20 protein-coding genes and 2 tRNA genes are annotated in these 21,637 nt (G+C 70.3%); 10 read left to right on the forward strand and 12 right to left on the reverse strand.

The features are described from left to right. Positions 1–18: 18 nt before the first annotated feature. From ACQZOG_RS00265 to ACQZOG_RS00280, 4 genes are all read right to left on the reverse strand, one after another. Entirely contained in the window at positions 19–348 is a 330-nt protein-coding gene (locus ACQZOG_RS00265) for a rhodanese-like domain-containing protein (RefSeq protein WP_033273219.1), read from the reverse strand. 102 nt (positions 349–450) lie between these two features. Continuing rightward, complete coding sequence (locus ACQZOG_RS00270; protein WP_033273220.1) at positions 451–1,290, reverse strand: hypothetical protein; 840 nt, start codon at positions 1,288–1,290, stop codon at positions 451–453. Positions 1,291–1,380: 90 nt separating this feature from the next. Then, a complete protein-coding gene (locus ACQZOG_RS00275; protein WP_193467870.1) occupies positions 1,381–2,859 on the reverse strand; it encodes a DUF2252 domain-containing protein in 1,479 nt (492 codons plus the stop codon). 336 nt (positions 2,860–3,195) lie between these two features. Then, positions 3,196–3,279 (reverse strand) — tRNA-Leu (locus ACQZOG_RS00280). A 576-nt stretch (positions 3,280–3,855) separates the two neighbouring features. On the opposite strand from ACQZOG_RS00280, the gene ACQZOG_RS00285 reads away from it, so the two are divergent. From ACQZOG_RS00285 to pknB, 6 genes are all read left to right on the forward strand, one after another. After that, a complete protein-coding gene (locus tag ACQZOG_RS00285; RefSeq protein ID WP_033273222.1) occupies positions 3,856–4,695 on the forward strand; it encodes an FhaA domain-containing protein in 840 nt (279 codons plus the stop codon). Between the two features lie 10 nt (positions 4,696–4,705). Next, positions 4,706–5,212 (forward strand): FHA domain-containing protein FhaB/FipA, encoded by a 507-nt coding sequence (locus ACQZOG_RS00290; RefSeq protein ID WP_033273223.1) that lies wholly within the window; start codon positions 4,706–4,708, stop codon positions 5,210–5,212. A gap of 132 nt (positions 5,213–5,344) precedes the next feature. Then, positions 5,345–6,889, forward strand: coding sequence for a Stp1/IreP family PP2C-type Ser/Thr phosphatase (locus ACQZOG_RS00295; RefSeq protein ID WP_033273399.1), 1,545 nt, complete (start codon positions 5,345–5,347; stop codon positions 6,887–6,889). A gap of 27 nt (positions 6,890–6,916) precedes the next feature. After that, complete coding sequence (locus ACQZOG_RS00300) at positions 6,917–8,365, forward strand: FtsW/RodA/SpoVE family cell cycle protein (RefSeq protein WP_033273224.1); 1,449 nt, start codon at positions 6,917–6,919, stop codon at positions 8,363–8,365. After that, a complete protein-coding gene (locus ACQZOG_RS00305; protein ID WP_430741184.1) occupies positions 8,362–9,837 on the forward strand; it encodes a peptidoglycan D,D-transpeptidase FtsI family protein in 1,476 nt (491 codons plus the stop codon). Before ACQZOG_RS00300 ends, ACQZOG_RS00305 begins: the two co-directional genes overlap by 4 nt. Positions 9,838–10,006: 169 nt before the next feature. Next, a complete protein-coding gene (gene pknB / locus ACQZOG_RS00310; RefSeq protein WP_387757881.1) occupies positions 10,007–11,968 on the forward strand; it encodes a Stk1 family PASTA domain-containing Ser/Thr kinase in 1,962 nt (653 codons plus the stop codon). Positions 11,969–12,070: 102 nt separating this feature from the next. Here pknB and ACQZOG_RS00315 read toward each other — a convergent pair whose 3' ends face one another. The 5 genes from ACQZOG_RS00315 to ACQZOG_RS00335 form a co-directional block, all read right to left on the reverse strand. Continuing rightward, positions 12,071–12,829 (reverse strand): class E sortase, encoded by a 759-nt coding sequence (locus ACQZOG_RS00315; protein WP_033273227.1) that lies wholly within the window; start codon positions 12,827–12,829, stop codon positions 12,071–12,073. A gap of 13 nt (positions 12,830–12,842) precedes the next feature. Further along, the gene (locus ACQZOG_RS00320) at positions 12,843–13,985 is read right to left on the reverse strand and encodes a class E sortase (RefSeq protein WP_359597353.1); all 1,143 of its coding nucleotides are present in this window, start codon (positions 13,983–13,985) and stop codon (positions 12,843–12,845) included. Next, positions 13,982–14,620, reverse strand: coding sequence for an aminodeoxychorismate/anthranilate synthase component II (locus ACQZOG_RS00325; protein ID WP_037640641.1), 639 nt, complete (start codon positions 14,618–14,620; stop codon positions 13,982–13,984). Before ACQZOG_RS00325 ends, ACQZOG_RS00320 begins: the two co-directional genes overlap by 4 nt. After that, positions 14,617–14,778 carry a hypothetical protein gene (locus ACQZOG_RS00330; RefSeq protein WP_156700673.1) on the reverse strand — a complete coding sequence of 54 codons (162 nt, stop codon included), beginning with the start codon at positions 14,776–14,778 and terminating at the stop codon, positions 14,617–14,619. Before ACQZOG_RS00330 ends, ACQZOG_RS00325 begins: the two co-directional genes overlap by 4 nt. Before the next feature lie 209 nt (positions 14,779–14,987). Continuing rightward, positions 14,988–15,770, reverse strand: a complete 783-nt coding sequence (locus ACQZOG_RS00335; protein ID WP_058916453.1) for a DUF881 domain-containing protein — start codon at positions 15,768–15,770, stop codon at positions 14,988–14,990. Between the two features lie 140 nt (positions 15,771–15,910). Between ACQZOG_RS00335 and crgA the strand changes: the two genes are divergently transcribed. Further along, positions 15,911–16,165: a cell division protein CrgA gene (crgA, locus tag ACQZOG_RS00340; RefSeq protein ID WP_037640637.1), complete on the forward strand. Its 255-nt coding sequence runs from the start codon at positions 15,911–15,913 to the stop codon at positions 16,163–16,165. Between the two features lie 302 nt (positions 16,166–16,467). On the opposite strand, the gene ACQZOG_RS00345 is transcribed toward crgA, so the two are convergent. Beyond that, positions 16,468–17,355 carry a rhomboid family intramembrane serine protease gene (locus tag ACQZOG_RS00345; protein ID WP_430741185.1) on the reverse strand — a complete coding sequence of 296 codons (888 nt, stop codon included), beginning with the start codon at positions 17,353–17,355 and terminating at the stop codon, positions 16,468–16,470. A gap of 104 nt (positions 17,356–17,459) precedes the next feature. Then, on the reverse strand, positions 17,460–17,987 hold the full coding sequence (locus tag ACQZOG_RS00350; protein WP_033273233.1) for a peptidylprolyl isomerase: 528 nt from the start codon (positions 17,985–17,987) through the stop codon (positions 17,460–17,462). Positions 17,988–18,324: 337 nt separating this feature from the next. Between ACQZOG_RS00350 and ACQZOG_RS00355 the strand changes: the two genes are divergently transcribed. Beyond that, positions 18,325–19,044, forward strand: a complete 720-nt coding sequence (locus ACQZOG_RS00355) for a DUF5324 family protein (protein WP_033273234.1) — start codon at positions 18,325–18,327, stop codon at positions 19,042–19,044. A 143-nt stretch (positions 19,045–19,187) separates the two neighbouring features. On the opposite strand, the gene ACQZOG_RS00360 is transcribed toward ACQZOG_RS00355, so the two are convergent. Next, a tRNA-Ala gene (locus ACQZOG_RS00360) sits at positions 19,188–19,260 on the reverse strand. 182 nt (positions 19,261–19,442) lie between these two features. Here ACQZOG_RS00360 and ACQZOG_RS00365 point away from each other — a divergent pair. Next, positions 19,443–19,991 (forward strand): helix-turn-helix domain-containing protein, encoded by a 549-nt coding sequence (locus tag ACQZOG_RS00365; RefSeq protein ID WP_019526636.1) that lies wholly within the window; start codon positions 19,443–19,445, stop codon positions 19,989–19,991. 141 nt (positions 19,992–20,132) lie between these two features. Beyond that, positions 20,133–21,629 carry a serine/threonine-protein kinase gene (locus ACQZOG_RS00370; RefSeq protein ID WP_033273235.1) on the forward strand — a complete coding sequence of 499 codons (1,497 nt, stop codon included), beginning with the start codon at positions 20,133–20,135 and terminating at the stop codon, positions 21,627–21,629. Positions 21,630–21,637 lie beyond the last annotated feature (8 nt).

A 21,637-nucleotide genomic window follows, 5' to 3' on the forward strand; every position in this document is an offset into this window, starting at 1 on the left:
GGGCGTGCCGGACGACCGTCAGAGCACGTGGCCCTGCTGTCCGTCGTCCGTGACGACGGGACGCCCCGCGGCCTCCCACACCTGCATCCCGCCGTCCACGTTCACGGCGTCGATGCCCTGCTGGGCCAGGTACATGGTGACCTGGGCCGAGCGTCCGCCGGAGCGGCAGATCACATGGATCCGGCCGTCCTGCGGGGCGGCCTCGGTCAGCTCGCCGTAGCGGGCGACGAACTCGCTGATCGGGATGTGCAGCGCGCCTTCGGCGTGACCGGCCTTCCATTCGTCGTCCTCACGGACGTCCAGCAGGAAGTCGCCGTCCTTGAGGTCGCCGACCTGGACCGTGGGCACACCAGCTCCAAAACTCATGCCCCCGACGCTACCGGAACGGGCGCGCCGGACGGCCGCCGTCCACGGGGCCGCTGTCCGCCGACGGCCGCCCGTGAGGCCGGCTCAGTCCTGCAGTGCCGCCAGCTGCGCCTCGCGCTCGGCCACCTGGGCCCGCAGCTGCGCGGCGATGTCCTCGAGGAGACCGTCGGGGTCGTCGGGCGCCAGCCGCAGCATGGAGCCGATGGCGCTCTCCTCCAGGTTCCTGGCGAGCACCGTGAGCAGTTCCTTGCGCTCGGAGAGCCACTCCAGGCGGGCGTACAGCTCCTCGGCCGGGCTGGGGACGCGCTTCAGCTCAGGCCCCGCGGCCCACTCCTCGGCGAGTTCGCGCAGCTCGTCCGCGCTGCCGCGGGCGTAGGCGGCGTTGACGCGGGTGATGAACTCCTCGCGGCGGACGCGCTCCTTCTCCTCCTGCGCCAGGTCGGGGTGCGCCTTGCGGGCCAGCTCGCGGAAGAGCTTGCGGGCCTCCTCGCTGGGCCGCACCCGCTGCGGGGGACGCACGGGCTGGTCCGTGAGCATGGCGGTGGCCTCGGGGAACAGTCCGTCCCCGTCCATCCAGCCGTTCATCAGCTCCTCGACGCCGGGGATCGGCATCAGCCGGGCGCGCGCCTCGTCGGCCTTCCGCCGGTCCTCGGGGTCGTCGCTGCGGGCCGCCCTGATCTCGAGGATCCGGGCCTCCAGCTCCTCGAGGCGGGCGTACATGGGGCCGAGCTTCTGTTCGTGCAGCCGGGAGAAGTTCTCGACCTCGACGCGGAACGTCTCCACGGCGATCTCGAACTCGATCAGCGCCTTCTCCGCCGCCCGCACGGCCTGTTCCAGCCGCTCCTCGGGCCGCGTCGCACCGTCACCGGCGGGCGTGCCCTGCGCGCCGGCGCCTTCTCCCTGGTCACCTTCCGAGGTCGTCACCCGGACAGCGTAGGCCACCTGCGGGGACGGCACGCCCCGTCACCGGGGCGTGCGCCGCCGCGGGGCCGGGACGTCCCGTGGCGGACCGGCTCAGACCCCCATCTCCGCAGCGATCCGCCCCGCGCGGACGGCAGCCACCAGGTCCGTGTGATCGGCCTCGGTGCGGTCGGCGTAAGCGACGGCGAACGCGGCGACCGCCTCGTCCAGCTCGTCGTTCTTGCCGCAGTACCCGGCGATCAGACGGGGGTCGGCGCTGTGGCTGTGGGCGCGGGCCAGCAGGGCGCCGGTCATACGGGCGTAGTCGTCGATCTGGTCGGCGGCCAGCGCGGCCGGGTCCACGCTGCCCTTGCGGTTGCGGAACTGCCGCACCTGGTACGGACGCCCGTCGACGGTGGTCCAGCCCAGCAGGTTGTCGCTTATCACCTGCATCCGCTTCTGGCCCTCGACCACACGGCGGCCCTCGTGCTCCGGCTCGGGCGCGTCGAAGCCGGCGGCCAGGAGGTGCGGCGTCAGGGCGGAGGGACGGGCCTCCTTGACCTGGAGGACGAGCGGTTCGCCCCGGTGGTCGAGCAGCAGCACGACGTAGGAGCGGGTGCCGACGCTGCCGGTGCCGACGACGCGGAACGCCACGTCGTGCACCGCGTACCGGGCGAGGAGGGGGTGGCGGTCGGCCGGGAGCGTGGCGAGGTACTGCTCAAGGGAGGCGGCGACGGCGGACGCCTCGGCGTCCGGGACGCGGCGCAGCACGGGCGGGGCGTCGACGAAGCGGCGTCCGCCGTCCTCGGTCCGCTCGGTGGACTTGGCGGCGAAGCGGCCGCTGGTGTTGGAGCGGGCCTTCTCGGCGACCCGCTGCAGGGTGCCGACGAGGTCGTGCGCGTCGGTGTGGGAGACCAGTTCCTCGTCCGCGATGGCGTTCCACGCGTCCAGCGCCGGCAGCTTGGCCAGCAGCCGCATGGTGCGCCGGTAGGCGCCCACCGCGTCGTGGGCGGCGGCACGGCAGACGCCCTCGTCCGCCCCGGCCTCCCGCCCGGCGAGCACGAGGGAGGCGGCGAGCCGCTTGAGGTCCCACTCCCAAGGGCCGCGCACGGTCTCGTCGAAGTCGTTGAGGTCGATGACCAGGCCGCCTCGGGCGTCGCCGTAGAGGCCGAAGTTGGCCGCGTGGGCGTCGCCGCAGATCTGGGCGCCGATCCCGGTGACGGGCGTGCGGGCGAGATCGTGGCCCATGAGGCCGGCGGAGCCGCGCAGGAAGGCGAACGGGGTGGCCGCCATCCGGCCGACGCGGATGGGCGTCAGCTCGGGCAGCCGGCCGCGGCCGGACTCCTCGACGGCGGTGACGGCGTCGGGCCGGGACGCGTCCAGGTCCAGGGCGGCGTGGACGCTCCGGGGGACCCGTGCGCGCAGCGCCTTGCCGGCCCGCTTGGGTGTGCCTGCGGCGGGCCAACGGCCGAATCCCGGCAGCTGCGGCAGCCGCGGTCCGGCCCCCGCGCCCGCGGCTCCGGACGCCTCGGCGTCCCCTGCAACCCCTTCGGCTCGGACGTCGCTCGTCACGACGGCCTCCCCCCTGCACATGTGTGCGGTGCACACCTGCCGACATCGATCGAGCAGACCGTACAGCCGACGGGCGCGCGGGCGGCAGCCCTGTGGATGACGCACAGCCTGTGGACAGCCGGGCCTCCTCGCCACACCCCCGAGCGGCCGTCCGTTCGACCATGCCCGGCCGTCCGATCCCGGACCGCACCCGCACCCGGTCCGTTACGAGGGGAGTTCGCCGCTCTTGCCACCTCTGCGCCACCCCCGCGCAGGCCATTCGATCATGAGATGTTCCTCACACGCATACCCGGCGGACTGCGATTCCGGACATACGAAACGGGCGGCATCCGATGGATGCCGCCCGTTTCGACGGTGTGCGCGAGGGGGGAGTTGAACCCCCACGCCCTTTCGGGCACTGGAACCTGAATCCAGCGCGTCTGCCTATTCCGCCACCCGCGCATTGGGTGTGTCTTCCGGTCCTTGCCCCGTGGGGCCTGGCGCCTTCCGACATCGAGAACATTAGCACGCTGGCCGGGGTGGATTCACATCCCTTATCCGGGGGCCGCCTCCGACCGGCGACGACGCCACGACCGCTCCCGCAAGGCATCCCGTTCACACCCGCCCGGGCCGCCGTCCTGCCGTCCCCGCGCTCCCCACGTGAGCCCGCCGCCGTTCACGGAGCCGCGCCGCACCCGCGTTCATGTCGCGGCCATGACCGCCCCACGTATCAACCTCGTACCGGTGGCGTCCGTCTGCCCAGGAGACGGAAGGAGTCGACCGCCGGGTGCGGGACACTGGTCTGTGGCCCCCTCTACGATCCATGGCAGAACGACGGGCACCACCACGGCCGATGGAGTTCGAAGAGGAGCCTCGGAGGGAACTTCGTCAGGCGTCGACACCCGGCGGCCGGGCGGACAGGGGGAACCAGCCGATCGGGCGGCGCGTGGATACGATCAGTAAGCAGTACCAGGTAAGCGGTGCACGCAACCGTGCACGGGGCAGTACACAGGACGGCAGCGACGGAGGAGGTGCCCCATGGGAGTCCTGAAGAAGTTCGAGCAGCGTCTCGAAGGTCTGGTCAACGGCACCTTCGCCAAGGTCTTCAAGTCCGAGGTCCAGCCCGTGGAGATCGCCGGTGCGCTCCAGCGGGAGTGCGACAACAACGCCACCATCTGGAACCGCGACCGGACCGTCGTGCCCAACGACTTCATCGTGGAACTGAGCACACCGGACTTCGAGCGGCTCAGCCCGTACTCCGGGCAGCTCGGCGACGAGCTCGCGGGCATGGTCCGCGACTACGCCAAGCAGCAGCGCTACACGTTCATGGGCCCGATCAAGGTGCACCTGGAGAAGGCCGAGGACCTCGACACCGGCCTGTACCGGGTGCGCAGCCGCACGCTCGCCTCCTCCGCCAGCCAGGCGGCGGCCCCCGGCGCGGCCGCTCCGCCCCCGCCCGCCGGCCGTCCCGGAGGTTACGGCTACCCGCCGGCCGCCCCCGCGGGCGCCCCGCCCATGCCGGCCGCACCGCCTCCCGGCCGCCCCGGCGGCTACGGCTACCCGCCGGCCGCGGCCCCCGGCCCCGTGCCCGGCGGACGCACCCGCTACTGGATCGAGATCAACGGCACACGCCACCAGATCTCCCGCGCCACCCTGGTGATGGGCCGCAGCACCGAGGCCGACGTGCGGATCGACGATCCCGGCGTCTCCCGCCGGCACTGCGAGATCCGGACCGGAACGCCCTCGACGATCCAGGATCTCGGCTCCACCAACGGCATCGTGGTGGACGGGCAGCACACCACCCGCGCTACGCTCCGCGACGGCTCGCGGATCGTCGTGGGCAGCACCACCGTTATCTATAGGCAAGCCGAAGGGTGAAGCGGGGGCAATGTCAGAGCTGACCCTCACGGTCATGCGGCTGGGTTTCCTGGCCGTTCTGTGGCTGTTCGTGATCGTGGCCGTGCAGGTCATCCGGAGTGACCTGTTCGGCACTCGCGTCACCCAGCGCGGATCCCGGCGCGAGGCCGGCCGGCAGCAGGCGGCCCGCCAGGCGCCGCCCCAGCAGCGCCAGCAGCCCTCCGGCGGCCGCCGCGGCCGCAACACCCCCACCAAGCTGGTCGTGACCGAGGGCACCCTGACCGGCACCACCGTGGCGCTCCAGGGCCAGACCATCACCCTGGGCCGGGCGCACGACAGCACGATCGTGCTGGACGACGACTACGCCTCCAGCCGCCATGCCAGGATCTACCCGGACCGCGACGGTCAGTGGATCGTCGAGGACCTGGGCTCCACCAACGGCACCTACCTGGACCGGACCCGGCTGACGACCCCCACGCCGATCTCGCCGGGCGCACCGATCCGCATCGGCAAGACCGTCATCGAGCTGCGGAAGTAGTACGAGAATGAGCGAGCGGAGCGAGCACGCGGTGGGGGTCCTCACCCAGGGTCCCGGCGCGCTCCCGACCGGAGGGTGGGCAGTGTGGCTCGACACGACCGGCTGTACCCGGAGCCGACGGGCGAGGTGCGCATGAGTCTGTCCCTGCGCTTCGCCGCCGGATCGCACAAGGGCATGATCCGGGAGGGCAACGAGGACTCCGGTTACGCCGGTCCCCGCCTGCTCGCCATCGCCGACGGCATGGGCGGCGCCGCCGCCGGTGAGGTCGCCTCCTCCGAGGCGATCTCCACCATCGTCGCCCTCGACGACGACGTGCCCGGCTCCGACCTGCTCACCTCCCTCGGCACGGCCGTCCAGCGCGCCAACGACCAGCTGCGCATGATGGTCGAGGAGGACCCCCAGCTCGAGGGCATGGGCACCACCCTGACCGCGCTGCTGTGGACCGGCCAGCGCCTGGGCATGGTGCACGTCGGCGACTCCCGCGCCTACCTCCTGCGCGACGGCGTCCTCACCCAGATCACCCAGGACCACACCTGGGTGCAGCGTCTTGTGGACGAGGGCCGCATCACCGAGGAGGAGGCCACCACCCACCCGCAGCGGTCCCTGCTGATGCGGGCCCTGGGCAGCGGCGAGCACGTCGAACCCGACCTCTCCATCCGCGAGGTCCGGGCCGGCGACCGCTACCTGATCTGCTCCGACGGCCTGTCCGGCGTGGTCTCCCACCAGACCCTCGAAGAGGCCCTGGCCAGCTACCAGGGCCCCGAGGAGACGGTCCAGAACCTGATCGAGCTGGCGCTGCGCGGCGGCGGGCCCGACAACATCACCGTGATCGTCGCCGACGTGCTCGACCTGGACACCGGGGACACCCTGGCCGGTCAGCTGTCCGACACCCCGGTCGTGGTCGGCGCCGTCGCCGAGAACCAGAACCAGCAGCACGACAACGGCATCATGCAGACGCCCGCGGGCCGTGCCTCCGGCCTCGGGCGGCGGCGCGGCGGGGGCGGCGGCGAGTTCGGCCCGCCCGGCAGCGGCGACGTCACCGGCTTCATCCAGACCGACGGCTTCGGCTACGGCGACGACGACTTCGTCAAGCCCGCCAAGAACCGCCGGTGGATCAAGAGGTCCGTGTACAGCCTGCTCGCGCTGGCCGTCATCGGCGCCGGACTGTACGGCGGATGGCGCTGGACGCAGACGCAGTACTACGTCGGCGCCAAGGGCGAGCACGTCGCGCTGTACCGGGGCATCAACCAGGACCTGGCCTGGGTGTCCCTCTCGAAGGTCGAGAAGGACCACCCCGAGATCGAACTCAAGTACCTGCCGCCCTACCAGCGCAAGCAGGTCGAGGCGACCATCGTCGAGGGCGATCTCTACGGCGCGCGCGAGAAGATCGAGGAACTGGCCGTCCAGGCCTCCGCGTGCAAGAAGCAGGCCGAGCGCCGCGCCGCCGACAGCGAGAAGAGCGCCCGCACCGGCGAGGGCGAGGCCGGAGGCACCACGGGAACCACGCCCGCCTCCTTCGCGTCCAAGGCATCGCCGTCGCCGAACCCTTCCGACTCGGCGAAGGCCCCTGACCCGGAGCAGTCCACGACCCCGTCCACGACCGCACCCACTACCAGCCCCGGCCCCAGCCTCTCGGAGGAAGAGCAGAAGGTCGTCTCGCTGTGCGGTAAGCAGTAGGCAAGCCGTGAGAGGCCCTGTCACACGATGAGCAGTACTTCCAACCCGTCGACGCAGCACACGTCCACGATCGGTGCCATCGGCGCGCCCAGCCGCCGCAACACCGAGCTGGCGCTGCTGGTGTTCGCCGTCGTCATCCCGGTCTTCGCCTACGCCAACGTGGGCCTCGCCCTCGACGACCAGGTGCCCGCCGGGCTGCTGAGCTACGGCCTGGGCCTCGGTCTGATGGCGGGCCTGGGCCACCTCGCCGTGCGCAAGTTCGCCCCGTACGCGGACCCGCTGCTGCTGCCGCTCGCCACGCTGCTCAACGGCCTGGGGCTGGTCGCCATCTGGCGCCTGGACCAGTCCGAGAAGCTCCAGGCCAGCCGGACCTTCGTGGAGGCGGCGCCACGCCAGCTGATGTACTCGGCGATCGGCGTGGCCTTCTTCGTGGCCGTGCTGTTCTTCCTCAAGGACCACCGCGTCCTGCAGCGCTACACCTACATCTCGATGGCCGGCGCGCTGGTGCTGCTGCTCCTGCCCCTGGTGCCGGGCCTCGGCCACAACGTCTTCGGCGCCAAGATCTGGATCAAGATCCCCGGTCTCGGCACGCTCCAGCCCGGTGAGTTCGCCAAGATCGTCCTGGCGGTGTTCTTCGCGGGCTACCTGATGGTGAAACGCGACGCCCTGGCGCTCGCCAGCCGCCGCTTCATGGGCCTCTATCTTCCCCGCGGCCGTGACCTCGGCCCGATCATCGTGGTCTGGATCATCTCCATCCTGATCCTGGTCTTCGAGACCGACCTCGGTACCTCGCTGCTGTTCTTCGGCATGTTCGTGATCATGCTGTACGTCGCCACCGAGCGGACCAGCTGGATCGTGTTCGGTCTGCTGATGTCCGCGGTCGGCGCCGTCGGCGTGGCCAGCTTCGAGCCGCACATCCAGACACGTGTGCAGGCCTGGCTCGACCCGATGCGCGAGTTCGAGCTGAGCCGCGCCGGCGTCCAGGACGGCATCGTCCACTCCGAGCAGGCCATGCAGGCGCTGTGGGCCTTCGGCTCCGGCGGCACGCTCGGCTCCGGCTGGGGCCAGGGCCACTCCGACCTCATCGGCTTCGCCGCCAACTCCGACTTCATCCTCGCCACCTTCGGCGAGGAACTGGGCCTGGCCGGCGTCATGGCGCTGCTGCTGCTCTACGCGCTGATCGTGGAGCGGGGCGTGCGCACCGCGCTCGCCGCCCGCGACCCGTTCGGCAAGCTGCTCGCCATCGGCCTCTCCGGCGCCTTCGCGCTCCAGGTCTTCGTGGTGGCCGGCGGCGTCATGGGCCTCATCCCGCTGACCGGTATGACGATGCCGTTCCTGGCCTACGGAGGTTCCTCCGTGATCGCCAACTGGGCGCTGATCGGCATCCTGCTGAGGATCAGCGACACCGCCCGCCGCCCGGCGCCCGCACCCGTCTCCAACCCCGACGCCGAGATGACCCAGGTGGTCCGCCCGTGAACAAGCCCCTGCGCCGGGTCGCCATCTTCTGCGGCCTGCTCATGCTCGCCCTGCTCGTCCGGAACAACTGGATCCAGTACGCGCAGGCCGACAAGCTCCGCACGGACGAGAAGAACCGCCGCGTGGCGATCGAGCGGTACGCCACCCCGCGCGGCGACATCATCGTCGACGGCGAGCCCATCACCGGCCACAAGACGACCGGCGGCGACTTCGCATACAAGCGGACGTACAAGAACGGCGCCATGTGGGCGCCGGTCACCGGCTACGTCTCCCAGGCCTTCGGCGCCAACCAGCTGGAGTCCATCGAGGACGGCATCCTCACCGGCAACGACGACCGGCTCTTCTTCCGCAACACGCTCGACATGCTGACCGGCAAGAAGAAGCAGGGCGGCAACGTCGTCACCACGCTCAGCGGCGCCGCCCAGAAGGCCGCCTACAACGGCCTGAAGAAGCAGGGCGGCAAGGGTTCCGTCGTCGCCTTGGAGCCGTCCACCGGCAAGATCCTCGCGCTGGCCTCGTACCCGTCGTACGACCCGTCCACGATCGCGGGCAACAGCCTGGAGACGGACGCCAAGGCGTGGGAGAAGCTGCAGAAGAAGAACAACCCGGACGACCCGATGCTGAACCGGGCGCTCCGTGAGGTGTACCCGCCCGGCTCGACGTTCAAGGTCGTCACGGCCGCCGCGGCGCTGGAGCACGGCATGGTCGAGGACGCGGACCAGAAGACCGACACCCCGCTGCCCTACATCATGAAGGGCACCACGACCGAGCTGAAGAACGAGGGCAACCTGCCCTGTGAGGACGCCACGCTCCGCGAGGCGCTGCGCGTGTCCTGCAACACCGTCTTCGGCAAGCTCGGCACGGACCTCGGCAACGACAAGATGCTGGAGACCGCGAAGAAGTTCGGCTTCGGCGAGGAGCACTTCACCCCGGTCCGCTCCAGCGCCTCCCTGTTCGACAAGGACATGGAGCCGTCGCAGGTCGCGCTGTCCTCCATCGGCCAGTTCAACACCGCGGCGACCCCGCTGCAGATGGCCATGGTCGCCGCCGCCATCGCCAACAACGGCACGCTGATGAAGCCGTACATGGTCGACGAGCTGCAGACGCCCGGTCTGGACACCATCGAGAAGACCGATCCGGAGAAGTTCAGCGAGCCGGTCTCGCCGGAGAACGCCCAGATCCTCCAGTCGATGATGGAGACGGTCGTCAAGGACGGCACCGGCACCAACGCGCAGATCGACGGCGTCACGGTCGGCGGCAAGACCGGTACCGCCCAGCACGGTGAGAACAACAGCAAGAACCCGTACGCGTGGTTCATCTCCTACGCCAAGACCGACGACGGCAGCGCGCCCGTCGCCGTGGCGGTCGTCATCGAGGACGAGAACGCGGTGCGGGACGACATCTCCGGTGGCGGTCTCGCGGCCCCGATCGCGAAGAGCGTGATGGAGGCGGTTCTCAAGAGCAAGCAGTGACCCCGGTCACGTCCGCTTCACATCGGTGCACGTTGCGGTACCGGTCCTGTATCGGCTGACGCACTTTGCCAGGGCACAGAAAAAGAGCCGGGTACGGTAGGCCCGGAACGCAGCCTCCGACCGCACAAGGGTGCCGGTCGGGACCGACGGAGAGGGCTGGTAGGTAGCTATGGAAGAGCCGCGTCGCCTCGGCGGCCGGTACGAACTGGGCCAGGTGCTCGGTCGCGGTGGAATGGCGGAGGTCTACCTCGCGCACGACACCCGCCTCGGCCGCACCGTGGCAGTGAAGACGCTCCGCGCGGACCTCGCGCGTGACCCGTCCTTCCAGGCCCGGTTCCGCCGGGAGGCCCAGTCGGCCGCCTCGCTCAACCATCCCGCGATCGTCGCGGTCTACGACACGGGCGAGGACTACATCGACGGGGTCTCCATCCCGTACATCGTCATGGAGTACGTCGACGGCTCCACGCTCCGTGAGCTGCTCCACAGCGGTCGCAAGCTGCTGCCCGAGCGCACGCTGGAGATGACCATCGGCATCCTCCAGGCGCTCGAGTACTCCCACCGGGCCGGCATCGTCCACCGCGACATCAAGCCCGCGAACGTCATGCTGACGCGCAACGGCCAGGTCAAGGTCATGGACTTCGGCATCGCCCGCGCCATGGGCGACTCCGGCATGACGATGACCCAGACCGCCGCCGTCATCGGCACCGCCCAGTACCTCTCCCCGGAGCAGGCCAAGGGCGAGCAGGTCGACGCGCGGTCCGACCTGTACTCCACCGGCTGCCTGCTGTACGAACTCCTCACCGTGCGGCCGCCGTTCGTCGGCGACTCCCCGGTCGCGGTCGCGTACCAGCACGTACGGGAGGAGCCGCAGCCGCCGAGCGTCTTCGACCCCGAGATCACGCCCGAGATGGACGCGATCGTGCTGAAGGCGCTGACCAAGGACCCCGACTACCGCTACCAGTCGGCCGACGAGATGCGCGCCGACATCGAGGCCTGCCTCGACGGCCAGCCGGTCGCGGCGACCGCCGCCATGGGCGCCGTCGGCTACGGCGGCTACCCGGACGACCAGCCGACGACGGCGCTGCGCTCGGACGCCGGCGCGGGCGCCACCTCGATGCTGCCGCCCATGAACCCGGACGACGGCGGCTACGGCTACGACGAACGCCAGAGCCGGCGCCGCCCGCAGAAGAAGAACAACACCAGCACGATATTGCTGGTCGTGGCCGGTGTCCTGGTCCTGATCGGCGCCGTCCTGATCGGCCGCTGGGCGATCAGCGGCGGCGGCGTGGACAACAACACCGTCGCGGCCCCCAACTTCGTCGGTGAGACCAAGGCGGATGCGCAAAAGCGGGCCGACAACACCGACTTGAAACTGAGCTTCACGGAAAAGCCCTGCGAGAACCAGACCAAGGGCAACATCTGCGAGCAGGACCCCGAGGCGGGCACCAAGGTCGAGAAGGGGGACACCATCAGCCTGGTCGTCTCCACCGGTGCTCCCAAGGTCGCGGTGCCGAGCGTGATCGGCGACAAGCTCGAGGACGCCAAGGCCGAACTCGAAGGCGAGAAGTACGAGTTCGTCGTCGAGGTCGAGGAAGAGATCAGCGGCGAGGAGCCGGGGACGGTCATCGAGCAGAAGCCGGACCTGGGCGACGAGGTGGAGAAGGGCACCACCGTCACCCTCACGGTCGCCAAGGAGGAGGAGAAGTCCACGGTCCCGGACGTCCTCACGAAGAGCTGTGAAGACGCCACGGCCCAGATGACGGCAAACAACCTCACCGGCACCTGTGTCCAGGAGGAGACTGACGACCCGAACCTGGTCGACAAGGTCATCCGCACCTCGCCCTCGGCGAACACCGAGGTCTCCAAGGGCACCCAGGTGCAGATCTTCATCGGCAAGGCGAAGGCACCCGAAAAGGTGACCGTTCCCAAGGTCAACGGCCAGCGGCTCGAGGACGCCCAGCGCATGCTCTCGGAGGCGGGACTCTCCGTCGCCGGTGTGCAGGGCCCCAACGATCCCAACGCCCGCGTCATCACCTCCAACCCGCCCCAGGACAGCCAGGTGGACAAGGGCACCGGAGTGACCCTGTTCACGGTCGGCGGCGGTGGCGGCAACGGCGGCATCTTCGGCTGACCCGCGGGTCCCCGTAGTACGACGAGAGCCCCGGCCCCCTCTTCCGAGGGGACCGGGGCTTCTTGCTGTCCCGTAGAAGGGGAGCCGTAGAAGGCGAGCCGCTCAGCGCAGCTCCTCCGGAGGAGTCCTGTTCTCGTCCACCTTCTCCTTGCGGACCAGTTCGCCCCACACGATGTAGCGGTACTTGCTGGTGTAGATCGGCGTGCAGGTCGTCAGGGTGATGTAGTGGCCGGCCTTCTCGCGGCCGGACTCCGCGGGGATCTTGCCGAGGACGCCCACGTTGTACTTCGAGGTCTCCGGGAGGATGCCGTAGACCTTGTAGACGAACCACGTGTCCTTCGTCTCGAAGACGATCGGATCGCCCTTCTTGATCTTGTGGATGCCGTGGAACTTGGCGCCGTGGCCGTCCCGGTGCGCGGCGAGGGAGAAGTTGCCCTTCTTGCCGGACGTCGGCAGCGTCGCCTTCACGGGGTCCGTGTAGTAGCCGGCCACGCCGTCGTTGAGGACCTTCATCGACGTGCCCTTCTCCACGAGGATGTCGTCGCCGCTCATCGTGGGCACGTGCAGGAAGCCGATGCCGTTCTTGCTGTCGTAGACGCCGGGCGCGTCGCGTTCGGCGCCGTCGGACTCCTGCGCCCAGGAGTCGCGGACCTTGTCCGCCTGCCGGTCCGCAGCGCGGTCCGCGACGACGTTCGTCCACCACAACGAGTAGACGACGAACAGGCCGAGCAACACCCCCGCGGTGATGAGCATCTCCCCGAAGAAGCTGATCACCATGGCCACCGGCCCCAGACGGCGGCGCCCCCGGGGAGGCGGGGACGCGTGCGTGTGCTGTGCGGTGTCGTCGGCGGTCGCTGCCACGTTTCCTCTGCCCTTAACTGACGAGCGCATCCGGCTTGCCCTTGCTGCGCGGCCGTTCCTCGACCATCTGACCCCAGACGATCAAGCGGTACTTGCTGGTGAATTCAGGTGTGCACGTGGTCAGCGTGATGTAGCGGCCCGGTCCGGTGAAACCCGAGCCCTTGGGCACCGGGTCGAGGACGCTGACGTTGCTCGGCGGCGTCACCGGCAGCATCGACGCCGTCTTGTAGACGAAGTACTTGTCCTGCGTCTCCACGACGATCGGATCGCCCGGCTGCAGCCGGTTGATGTACCGGAACGGCTCCCCGTGCGTGTTGCGGTGCCCCGCCAGACCGAAGTTGCCGGACTTGTCGCCCGGCATCGCCGTCTTCAGCGCGCCCTCCGCGTAGTGGCCGACCATGCCCCGGTCGAGCACCTTCTTGCTGCTGATGCCCTCGGCGATCGGCACCACCACGTCCAGCTTCGGTATGTGCAGCAGCGCGAAGCCCTGCCCGGGCTCGAACGCGCCGGGCTTGCGCTCGCCGTTCGCCCAGTCCTGCTGGAGGTCGCTGGCCTCCTTGCCGGCCTGCGCCTGCGCACGCACGTTCGTCCACCACAGTTGGTAGGTGACGAACAGCAGCATCAGCACGCCGGTGGTGATGAACACCTCGCCGATGGCGCGGCTTGCCATCACCGCCGGACTGGCCTTGCGCGCCCGTGCCTGACGGCGCGCCTCGACCCGGGACAGCGGAGCCCGTGGCGCCCCCTCAGAGGCACTGTCACCTGCTCTTCCGGTGGTCGACCCGTCCCCGGCCTTGTGAGAGCCTCCACGGCGTCCGTGGCGCTTCCTGGCGGCTTTCCTGCGGGCCGCCCTGCCGCCGGCCGGCGGAGGCTCCTCGCGCGTCGTCCGCGGCGGCGGGTCCGGGATGCGCAGCGCGACGGTCTCCTCGTCGATCGGCGGGAGCTGCGCGGTCGCGTCCTCGGCTCCGCCCGCGTAGGGGTCGGGCCCCGCCGCCTGCCCGTACCAGCCGTCCCCGTACGCACCGCCGGCCCCGTGCGCGCCCTCAACCCCGTACGCACCCTGGACCCCGTACGGCTGCCCGCCGTACGAGGTGCCCTGGTCGCCGGCGCCGTAACCGTGGGCGCCGGACTCGCGCTCGGGGCGCAGCGCCGTCACGCCGAGGACCTGCCCACCACCGGGGCGAGCCCCGCAGACCTCGCCACAGCGTCCGGGTCGCCGCACTCCGCGAGCCAGTTGGCCAGCATCCGGTGGCCGTGCTCGGTCAGCACCGACTCGGGGTGGAACTGAACTCCCTCGACGGGAAGTTCACGGTGCCTCAGGCCCATCACGATGCCGTCCTCGGTGCGGGCCGTGACCTGCAGCTCGGCCGGCACCGTGGCCGGATCGGCGGCCAGCGAGTGGTACCGGGTGGCGGTGAAAGGGGAAGGCAGCCCGGCGAAGACGCCCTTCCCCTCGTGCGTCACCGGGGAGGTCTTGCCGTGCAGCAGTTCGGGGGCGCGGTCGACGACGCCGCCGTACGCCACCTGCATCGACTGCATGCCGAGGCAGACGCCGAAGACGGGCACGCCGGTCGCGGCACAGTGCCGCACCATCTCCACGCAGACCCCGGCCTCTTCAGGGGTCCCGGGCCCCGGGGACAGCAGCACGCCGTCGAAGCCGTCCTGGGCGTGCGAGGTGGACACCTCGTCGTTGCGCAGGACCTCGCACTCGGCGCCCAGCTGGTACAGGTACTGGACCAGGTTGAAGACGAAGCTGTCGTAGTTGTCGACGACGAGAATGCGCGCGCTCACTGGTTGTCCACCGTCACATCGTTGAAGGGCAGCAGCGGCTCCGCCCACGGAAAGACGTACTGGAAGAGCACGTAGACCACGACGGTGATCAGCACGAGTGAGATGAGTGCCCTCACCCATCCGTTGCCCGGCAGATGCCGCCAGATCCAGCTGTACATGCCGTCCCTTCCGTCGTACCACGGCACCAGACCCACGCCGTACGCCACCAGACTAACGGCGCAACGCCCTCTGTTTCCCGGCCTCCACAGGCTGTGTGACAAGCCGACCGGTCCGCTGTGCGCACCCCTCAGTACGTGCCGTGGAGCCGATCGCCTCGATACCGCGCACATGTTCCACGTGAAACCGGACGGGCGGGGGACGGCGGGTGTCAGTCCAGGGGTTCGGCGTAGTGCAGGTCCACGGTGCCGGAGTAGCCGGGCAGGGTGGTGGTGCCCTCGTCCTCGACCTTCCAGCCGAGGCCGTAGACGTTGACGTAGACCATGTAGTTCTGGATCGCCGGCGAGGCGGCGAGCGCCTTCTTCAGCTTCTCCGGGTCCCCGACCGCGGTGACGGTGTACGGCGGGGAGTAGACGCGGCCCTGGAGGATCAGGGTGTTGCCCACGCAGCGGACGGCGCTGGTGGAGATCAGCCGCTGGTCCATGACCTGGATGCCCTCGGCGCCGCCCTGCCACATGGCGTTCACCACGGCCTGGAGGTCCTGCTGGTGGATGACCAGGTAGTCGGGCTGCGGCTCGGGATAGCCGGGGAGCTTGGCGGTGGCGTCCGGCGGCGCGTCGTTCAGCGTGACGGTGATCGCCTCGCCCTTGAGCTTCTGGGTGCCGGCGTGCTTTTCCAGCGCGGCGAGCCGCGCGTCCTCGGCCTCGGTGCTGCCGTCGTCCCGCTCGGCGAGGGCCTCTATGTCCTTGCGCAACGCGCCGTTGGACTCGTCGAGCTCGGCGTTCTTGCGGCTGCGTTCGTGGATCAGGTCGGACAGCTTCAGCAGGGAGGCGTCCGTGCGGATGTTGGTGCCCTTGGCCGTGTCGAAACTGACGAAGAAGAGGAGGCCCGCGAGGGCGAAGATGCCCGCGGTGAGCACCCGCACCGGACGCGGACGGCGCGGGCGGGCCGCGGGACTGGATTCCGTCCCCGGGGAGTCGGCAGAATTGCTCAACGTACCCTTATCTCCTTCGGCGCCGTAGAAGCACTACGCTAACGGACGCCCGGGGGAGCACTCAGAGTCCCCTTGTACGCTGCCCCGAGCCCGACCCAGACCCTGCGCGGCCACGCAGCGCATCGACAGGAGAGACCCTCGTGCCGAAGTCACGTATCCGCAAGAAGGCCGACTACACGCCGCCTCCGGCCAAGCAGACGGCCGCGATCAAGCTGACCAACCGCGCCTGGGTCGCGCCGGTGATGCTGGCGCTGTTCCTCATCGGCCTGGCCTGGATCGTCGTCTTCTACGTCACGGACGGCTCGCTGCCCATCGACCAGCTGGGCAACTGGAACATCGTGGTGGGCTTCGGCTTCATCGCCGCCGGGTTCGGCGTCTCCACGCAGTGGAAGTAGCGCCGGACCGGACTCGGCGCACGGCTCCGGCCGGCCGCTGAGCCCTGCCCTGCCCGGAGGGATCCGCAGCTCTGGGCAGGGTTATCCCCTGAGTTATCCACAGCCCTTGTCCACATGTGGATAGGCGACCCGATCTGTGGATAACCCTCTTCCAGGTTGACGCCGGTGTGACAGAAACACCACCAACCGAAAGTCTGTTCGTATGCGGTCTGACCTGCGGCAACAGCGGTCAGTGACCGAACACGGCTCGCGCCTCGCACGATGTGCACAAGATCCGGCACCGTCTGTGGACAAACCCCGGCTCAGGTGAGCTGCGCGGTCCTGACCAGGGTGAGCAGCACGACAGCGCCCAGCACCAGCGCACAGGTCCCGTACTGCACCAGCGCCCGCCGCTCCCGCGGGGCGTGCACCATCGCGTAACCGATGACGACACCGGCGACCAGCCCGCCGATGTGGGCCTGCCAGGCGATGCCGCTCCAGCTGAAGGTGATGACGAGGTTGATCGCCAGCAGGGCGATGATCGGCCGCATGTCGTAGCGGAGGCGGCGCATCAGCACGGCCGTCGCGCCGAACAGTCCGAAGACCGCGCCCGACGCCCCGAGGGACGCCGTACTTCCCCCGGCCAGCAGATACGTCAGGGCGCTGCCCGCCAGGCCGGAGATCAGATACAGCGCGAGGTAGCGCGCCCGGCCCAGATGCTGTTCCAGCGGCCCGCCCAGCAGCCACAGGCTGAGCATGTTGAAGCCGATGTGCCAGATCTCCTCGTGCGTGAACATCGAGGTCACCAGGCGGTACCACTCACCGGCCGCCACGCCCTGGTGGGGTGTGAACGGCGCCGGCGGCCAGGCGCCCACCAGGTAGAGATCGGACAGCAGCGACCTCTCGATCGTCACGGCGAGGAAGACCGCGACGTTGATCCCGATGAGGATCTTGGTCACCAGCCGGGGATCCGCGGCGACGGTCCCGCCGGCCAGCGTGCGGGGCATGGAGGCCGACGGCGCGTGTCCTGTGCCCCCGCCGCCACGGACGCACTCCGGGCACTGGAAACCGACCGAGGCCTCGATCATGCACTCCGGGCAGATCGGCCGCTCGCACCGGGTGCAGCGGACGCCGGTCTCGCGGTCCGGGTGGCGATAACAGCCGGGGACGCGCCGGGTGTCCTGCCGGCCGCCGGCGGCCTGGTCGTCCATGAAGATCCCCTAGGTCGTTGGAAAAGCCCCGCCCCGCCCATCCTTACGGATGAGCGGGGCGATTGGTTCCCTTGGAGGCTTTCGCACCCGGGGGAGCGAAGGGCTCAGCCCTCGCGGATCTCGACCGACTCGATGACGACCTCCTGCAGCGGACGGTCGGTGCGCGGGTTGGTCTGCGTCGAGGCGATGCTGTCGACGACCTTCTGGCTGGAGGCGTCGGCGACCTCGCCGAAGATCGTGTGCTTGCGGTTCAGCCAGGCCGTCGGGGAGACGGTGATGAAGAACTGCGAGCCGTTGGTGCCCGGGCCCGCGTTGGCCATCGCCAGCAGGTAGGGCTTGTCGAAGCGCAGGTCCGGGTGGAACTCGTCCCCGAACTGGTAGCCGGGGCCGCCGGTGCCGTTGCCCAGCGGGTCACCGCCCTGGATCATGAAGCCACTGATCACCCGGTGGAAGACCGTGCCGTCGTAGAGCTTGTCCGTGGTCTTCTGCCCGGTCTGGGGGTTGGTCCACTCCCGCTCGCCCTTGGCGAGCTCGACGAAGTTCTTGACCGTCTGCGGCGCCTGGTCCGGGAAGAGCTGGACCTGGATGTCGCCGTGATTGGTCTTCAGGGTGGCGTAGAGCTGCGTAGCCACGATGTGCCTTCCGTTGTCTTTCCGTGACTCCCTGATCCTCGCACGGACCGGCCGCCCAGTCGCCCGGCCCCGGTACACAAGGGGTGTCCGAGGCCGTACCGCTCGCGCAAACCGTCACGAGTCCTTCCGCGCCGGGGGCACATCGTGCCGATCCGTGGCATCGTCGGCGACAAACACCCGTTGCACCGCATTCGCCCCCCTTGCCTTCGCCACCGCCGTCGGCCACCGGGACGGCACCCGTTCGCCCGTCCACGCATGCCGCTCGCCAACCCGGCAGGCATGATCCGGAAAAGGGTGGAAAGTCGAAATACCGTACGCCACCGAGGAGGAGGAACTCGTGACCCGCATCGACAGCGTGCGCGCCGCGACCGGTTCGGCGAAGGACAGCGTGCTGCACGCCGCGGAAGTGGTGGCGCCCTACGCCGACACGGCCAAGGTCAGGGCCGCGCACTACGCACAGGAGGCCCGCGTACGGCTCGCGCCCAAGGTGTCGCAGGCCGCGGAACAGGCCCGCGTGGCCGCCGAACAGGCACGTGTGCAGTACGACGCCCGTGTGCAGCCGTATCTGGAACAGGCCCGCACCCACGTGCCGCCGAAGGTCGACAAGGCCGCCCAGCAGGCCGCCGTCCGTACGCGCCTCGCCGCGCGCCAGGCCGCGGAGTACTCCCGGCCGGTGCTCGAGCAGGCGGTGGCCGCCGCCGGACCCGCGCGGGAGGAGGCCGCGGCCAGGAGTGCGGCCGCGCTCGCCGCTCTGCGGGGCCAGGTCACGGCCCGGCAGATCCAGAAGCTCGTGCGCAAGCAGCAGCGGCGGGCCGCGGCCGGCCGTGCGGCCAAGGTCGTGCTGATCGTGGGCGCCGTAGCAGGAGGCGCCTACGCCGCGTGGAAGTGGTGGGACAAGCAGGCCAACCCCGACTGGCTGGTGGAACCGCCGGCCGCGACGGACGTGTCCGGCCCGACCACCCTGACCTCCGTGGACGGCAGTGACGTGGGGAGCCTGGACCCCGAGGTCGCGGCCAAGGAGGCCGAGGAAGAGGCCGCCAAGCGCGACGAGGAGTGACCGCGGAAGCTGACCGTCAGCATGAGGAACGGCGCGAACGGCGCGGCGGGACGGAGGATTTGAGGCCTCTGTCCCGCCGCGTCGTTTCACGTGAAACAAGAGACCCCTCACACCGCGTTGCCGCAGTGGAGGGGTCTTCTCTGTGGAGCCTAGGGGAGTCGAACCCCTGACATCTGCCATGCAAAGACAGCGCTCTACCAACTGAGCTAAGGCCCCGGAGGGGACACGTCCACCAGGGCGAACAGATCCCGGCAGGCGTCCGGGACCAGAGTACCGGGTCCCCCCGGGGATTCCGCAAAAAGATTGGGGGTCCCCGTGACCAACCACTCTCCGTAAGATGCGTGGCGTGGTTCGCTCTAGCGAACCCACGGTTCATGGGGAAGCGATGGGGAGACGCAATGGACGCCGCACAGCAGGAAGCCACCGCCAGAGCGCGGGAACTGCAGCGGAATTGGTACGGGGAGCCGTTGGGGGCGCTCTTCCGTAGGCTCATAGACGACCTGGGTCTCAACCAGGCCCGTCTGGCGGGGGTGCTCGGGCTGTCCGCCCCGATGCTGTCGCAGCTGATGAGCGGCCAGCGGGCGAAGATCGGCAATCCGGCAGTGGTCCAGCGCGTGCAGCTGCTCCAGGACCTGGCGGGGCAGGTCGCGGACGGCAGCGTCAGCGCGGCCGAGGCGACGGAGCGCATGGAGGAGATCAAGAAGTCCCAGGGGGGTTCCGTCCTCACCAACACGACGCAGACCACGAGCAGTTCAGGTGCTCCGACGGTCAAGCGCGTGGTCCGTGAGATCCAGTCCCTGCTGCGGTCGGTGGCTGCCGCCGGTGACATCCTCGACGCCGCGGACTCCCTCGCGCCCACCCATCCGGAGCTGGCGGAGTTCCTCCGGGTCTACGGCGCCGGCCGCACGGCCGACGCGGTCACGCACTACCAGGCACACCAGAGCTGATGCACCGCCCGGCGGCCGATGGGGGTTCGGCCGCCGGTGACACGTGGGGGCCAGGGGGACACCGGGGCACAGGGGGAGTCGTACCGCGCGTCGTGGGGGAGAGACAGGGGGACACCTCAGGGGGAGGAGCGACGCACAGCCATGGGTGAGGTCTTCGCCGGCCGGTACGAGCTGGTCGATCCGATCGGACGCGGGGGTGTGGGCGCGGTCTGGCGCGCCTGGGACCACCGACGTCGCCGCTACGTGGCGGCGAAGGTGCTGCTGCAGAGCGACGCCCACTCACTGCTGCGCTTCGTACGCGAGCAGGCACTGCGCATCGACCATCCGCATGTGCTCGCCCCCACCAGCTGGGCCGCCGACGACGACAAGGTCCTCTTCACCATGGACCTGGTGGCCGGCGGTTCCCTGGTGCACCTGGTCGGCGACTACGGTCCGCTGCCGCCCGCGTTCGTCTGCACCCTCCTCGACCAGCTCCTCTCAGGGCTCGCCGCGGTGCACGCGGAGGACGTGGTACACCGCGACGTCAAGCCCGCCAACGTGCTGCTGGAGGCCACCGGCCGGGGCAGGCCGAAGCTGCGGCTGTCCGACTTCGGCATCGCGATGCGGCTGGGAGAGCCCCGGCTGACCGAGACCGACCTGGTCGTCGGCACCCCGGGGTATCTGGCCCCGGAGCAGATGATGGGCGCCGAGCCGGACTTCCCCGCGGACCTCTTCGCCGTGGGCCTGGTCGCCCTGTATCTGCTCGAGGGCGCCAAGCCGGACGCCAAGGCCCTCATCCAGTACTTCGCCGACCACGGGACGCCGGGTGCGCCCCAGGGCATCCCCGAACCGCTGTGGCAGGTGGTGGCCACCTTGCTGCAGCCCGATCCGGAGGCGCGTTTCCGCACGGCGACGGGGGCGCGGAAGGCGCTCGCCGCGGCGGCGGAGTTGCTGCCGGAGCCCGGCCCCGACGACGAGCTGATCGAGATTTTCGACCAACTCGGTCCGCTGCCCCCCGGGTTCACCGAGACCGGCCCGGAGAAGAGGGCCTCCGGGCTGCGTCCGGACGCAGGTGGGCCGCCGGTGGGTGGCGACGAGGGCGGCGGGACGGCGGGGCAGAGCGTCGGGGGCGGCGTGGAGCCCGAGCCGCGCCCCGCCTGGAGCACGGCCCCTCCCGACCCACGGAACGGCACGGCCGCCCCCGCCGCTCCGCCGGTCGCCGCGCCGCCCGGCGCCGGGTCGCGGCCCGCCGCCCGCCCGGACACCGGCGGCTTCCCCCTGCCGCCGCCCCGGCCCGCCTCGGTCCCCCCTCCGCGCTCCCCCGAGCACCCCCCACATCCCCCGCAGTACGCGCCCCGTCCCCCGTACGGCCACCAGCAGCAGGCGCACGAGCTCTCCCCCCACGAAGCGACCCATCAGCTGCGCTCCCCCCTGCCGCCACCGGCCGTGCGTCCCGACCCCTCCACTGCTGAATACACCGCACGGTCGTCACAGGTTCCGCCTCCGGACACGGTGACCGAACAGCGCGCACCGGCCCCCCGCTCCCACCGCCGACGCGGAACCCGCAGGCCCGGTCCTCCGGCGCGGGTCGCCGTCCCCGTGCTGCTGCTGGCGCTGGCGTGCTACGCCGTGGGCTTCTGGGCGCTCACCCGCATCTGACTCGCGCC

Origin of the sequence: Streptomyces sp. P13-3-3 (assembly GCF_050571355.1) — a bacterium.
GTDB classification, from domain to species: Bacteria; Actinomycetota; Actinomycetes; order Streptomycetales; family Streptomycetaceae; genus Streptomyces; species Streptomyces althioticus.